Source organism: Shewanella sp. 10N.286.52.E4 (assembly GCF_041468785.1).
GTDB lineage: Bacteria > Pseudomonadota > Gammaproteobacteria > Enterobacterales > Shewanellaceae > Shewanella > Shewanella electrodiphila.
The window spans coordinates 1-3,425 of the sequence record NZ_JBFRJJ010000025.1 but is presented as its reverse complement, the minus strand read 5'-3'; the positions used below and the strand labels follow the sequence as shown (position 1 = coordinate 3,425).

At 42.0% G+C, this 3,425-nt stretch carries 3 protein-coding genes; 1 reads left to right on the top strand and 2 read right to left on the bottom strand.

Features of this window, described 5'->3' with window-relative positions; genetic code table 11:
- Positions 1–153: 153 nt before the first annotated feature.
- Positions 154–1,545 (top strand): heme anaerobic degradation radical SAM methyltransferase ChuW/HutW, encoded by a 1,392-nt coding sequence (gene hutW / locus AB4153_RS15295; protein WP_371998046.1) that lies wholly within the window; start codon positions 154–156, stop codon positions 1,543–1,545.
- Positions 1,546–1,902: 357 nt separating this feature from the next.
- Here hutW and AB4153_RS15290 read toward each other — a convergent pair whose 3' ends face one another.
- Together AB4153_RS15290 and AB4153_RS15285 are read right to left on the bottom strand one after the other, a co-directional pair.
- Positions 1,903–2,253: a type II toxin-antitoxin system RelE/ParE family toxin gene (locus AB4153_RS15290; RefSeq protein ID WP_371998045.1), complete on the bottom strand. Its 351-nt coding sequence runs from the start codon at positions 2,251–2,253 to the stop codon at positions 1,903–1,905.
- Positions 2,231–2,524: a type II toxin-antitoxin system Phd/YefM family antitoxin gene (locus tag AB4153_RS15285; protein WP_371998044.1), complete on the bottom strand. Its 294-nt coding sequence runs from the start codon at positions 2,522–2,524 to the stop codon at positions 2,231–2,233. The genes AB4153_RS15290 and AB4153_RS15285 overlap by 23 nt, the downstream gene beginning before the upstream one ends.
- Between the last annotated feature and the right edge of the window lie 901 nt (positions 2,525–3,425).

The following is a 3,425-nucleotide window of genomic DNA, read 5'->3' as shown; positions in this document are numbered from 1 at the left end:
CACTATTTCACTATTTCACTGTTTCACTGTTTCACTGGGGCAGTGCGACAATATTTACAATGCAAAGCCAGCAAATTTGATCTATCCCAACAAAAGATCAAATGATAATAGTTATCATTACGATAATTGTTTTTTAATTTGCTGAGAATTACCATGATATTGACGTCGACCATGACAGGCATTGCAAGCCCAGATCCTTTACAACATGCTTTTAAGGTAAAAAGCGCACCCCATGCAAGTCGCAGTGGCAGTAAGCCGATAAAGGTAGACAGCAATTTGTGGCAGCAATGGTGGCACACGTCGACTACCGCTGATAAACGCGCACTGTATATTCACATTCCTTTTTGCCGAAAACGTTGCAGCTTCTGTAACTTTTTTGAAAATGGCGCTAAACCTGAACGGATCAGTGATTATATGGCTAGCCTATGTCAGCAGTTGACCATAGCAGCGCAAACACCTCTAGCGCAAAGCCGTCCATTTGATACCGTTTATGTCGGCGGTGGTACGCCCACCGATATCAAAGCAGAAGAAATTGCTACCCTAGGTCAAGCCATTCAACAGTTTCCATTAAGGAAAGATACTGAAATCACCCTAGAAGGCCGCCTTAATGGTTTTGATGACGATAAGTGGCATAGCGCTTTGGATAACGGCTTTAACCGTTTTTCATTCGGTGTACAAAGCTTTAATACCGATGTTCGCCGTGCTGCAGGGCGTTTTGATGATAAACAAACCTTACTCGATAGACTCCAGCAACTTAGTCAGCACCCAACCGCTAGCATTGTTATCGATCTTATCTTTGGTCTACCCGGCCAAACCATGGACATCTGGCAACAAGATATTGAAGCAGCCATGGCTTGTGGCGCACATGGTGTAGATCTCTATCAGTTAATTGGCTTAGGTGGCACCCGCATCGATAAAGCCAGTGAAAAAGGCAAAGTGCTAGGTACACAAGCCAGCGAGTTTCAAGCTGACAGTCAAACCCGTGCCAATATGTATGCCTTTGGTGCTAACAGGTTGGAATCAAAGGACTGGCAACGACTATCAAGTTGCCACTGGCGCCGCGATGATCGAGAGCGCAGTATTTATAACTCGTTAGCCAAGAGCGGCATTGAAATTCTCCCTTTTGGCGCTGGCGCAGGTGGCAGTATCCATGGTCACGGCATGATGAATGCCAGAGATTTAAGCGAATGGCATCAAGCGCAAGCCCCTAGTAAAGAGGCAGAAGTAAATAGCCAATTGGCATCACAGTGTTTACCCGCCAAAGTACCTGGCATGATATTAAGCCCTAATCCGTCGGCGGCTTTCGACGCCATATTTAAGCGAGGCTTAGACTCAGGCACGCTTAGTTTTAATCAATTAGCGCCTGAGCTTGTGTGTCACTTACAGCCATTATTTCGAGCTTGGCAGCAGCATGGGCTGGCAATATTAGAAACTGACAATTTGTCACTCACCCTTGCTGGCCGCTTTTGGAATGTAAACATGCAAACCGGCTTGTTTGAGTTTTTGGCTACCAACCCAATCGCTGAGGCGAAAATCGCGAGCTAGCATACGAGTGGAGCATATAGTTCAGCGGGATTTGAGTCGCTTTCAGGCGCGGATTTGATAATTTATCTGATCATGAATGTGATTTTTTGATGCTAAAGTTTGATCACTTCCAAACTCACTTTTGGACAGGAAATATTTACAGACTTGGCTCTAACTCGGGTAGTAAGGGTTACAAAAAGTATGGAAAACTGAGTATCCAAAAGGAAAGTCCTGACCCCATTTTCTTCCAGTTAACCTAAGGTCCTCTTAGCTGGTTCTGTACCAGTACCGGCTAAACACTTCTTTCAGGTAAAAACTCGTTTGTTGAAGTCTAAAAAATAAACATCCCTGCTCATGGCAGGGATTTCGACAGGTTTGTTATTTGTATATGAGGCAATAATCTATGAGCTGTTTCTGAATGCTTTGCCTCTGATCTAAAAACAATGAAACCAAAATAACAAATTCACCGTCGATGTTATTGACCTCGTAGATAATACGAAAGCCATCCTTTACTGCATGCCTAACTGATGTAACCCCTAGTTCAACTAAATCTTGGCATAAGGGATGAATTTCAGGGTTTTCTTCTACTGTATCCTCGAAATGATCAACTAAGTTTTCTATCCTCTCGACTACTTCAAGTTCACTGGTAAATTGTGACTTGTGAGCTATCGCGTTATCTACTGAATTTTCAAATGTCTCTGTATACTCAAATCGTACTGGTTGTGTCATTATTATTACCTTCTAAAGTTCGTTTACGTAAAGCTAAACGTTCCTTAAAGGTGCTCGATGATATTGTACGCCCGTTTTGCTGGTCGCTTTTTGCAAAGCTCATCAACTTCAGTAATGCTATAGCTTCGTCACGTCGATATTTATCAGATACTGACTCAATGACATAAGCTGGCATACCGTTTTGCGTAATAACCATCGGCTCTTTAAGGTCTAAATTAGCCGCATTTTTCTTAAGGAAACTAATCGTTTCCACATTCTGTGTATTTCTCATATTTATTCCTTATATCCGCCGATATAACTCTATACCCGTTAGGACAGCGGCTAGTCTTTCGAAACGTCGTTTTTTGTTTCGTTAGATTAGATAAGTTTCGCTACTCTGTTTTTAAGTAGCCATTTAGTTAGAGCCTTTCTCTAACTATGTTTATAGTAGCATTTCGCACACAAGAAGTCTATATGTAGTCCATATAAAGTTCACTGGTAGGTTTGTGAAGTGTTATTAAGGCAAAAATCAAAAATATAGGCTAGGGCGAACCTGCCTTTCACAGGTTCGCCTTGCTCATCCCTGCGGGATTCTACTTTCTGGGAGAAAGATGTTGACGATGGAGTCACTTTTATTATTCAGATGTCTTAGTATCTTTGTTCTCACAATGGGCTCTTCAATGCTTGCAAAGATCTTAACCATATTAGAGATAAACCAGGATTTATCTTTTGCTTTCCACATTAGACAATATAAGGTAAACACAGATAAACAAAACGTGAATGAGCAATTACTCTAAGTAACTTTGGGGCAAAAACGTGTTACCAGCACCAACTTTGTACTTCATCAGTATTGACTCTGCTACTGAGAATCATATCTTCAATCTAATCCATTGCCTGCCGCAGGGATGTTCAGGATGAACTGAATGTCGCGATCACATGGATGTGAAAGAGTGACCTTTTGTGCAGATACAGCTGCGAGACGCTACAAGTACGTCCATGTAAGCTCTGCCAAAACATCCATGTTTTGGAAGCTCGCTGCTGCATCTACACTGGGTTTATTGCCTCTTCGATTTGACAGCATTGGTGATAATTTAAAGAGCTAAAGCTAGTAGATCTTACATTTAAAAGATTCCATTTGAATTGAGGCAAGTAAGAGAATCGCGTGAGTCCAGACATGGATAATGGAATGGACC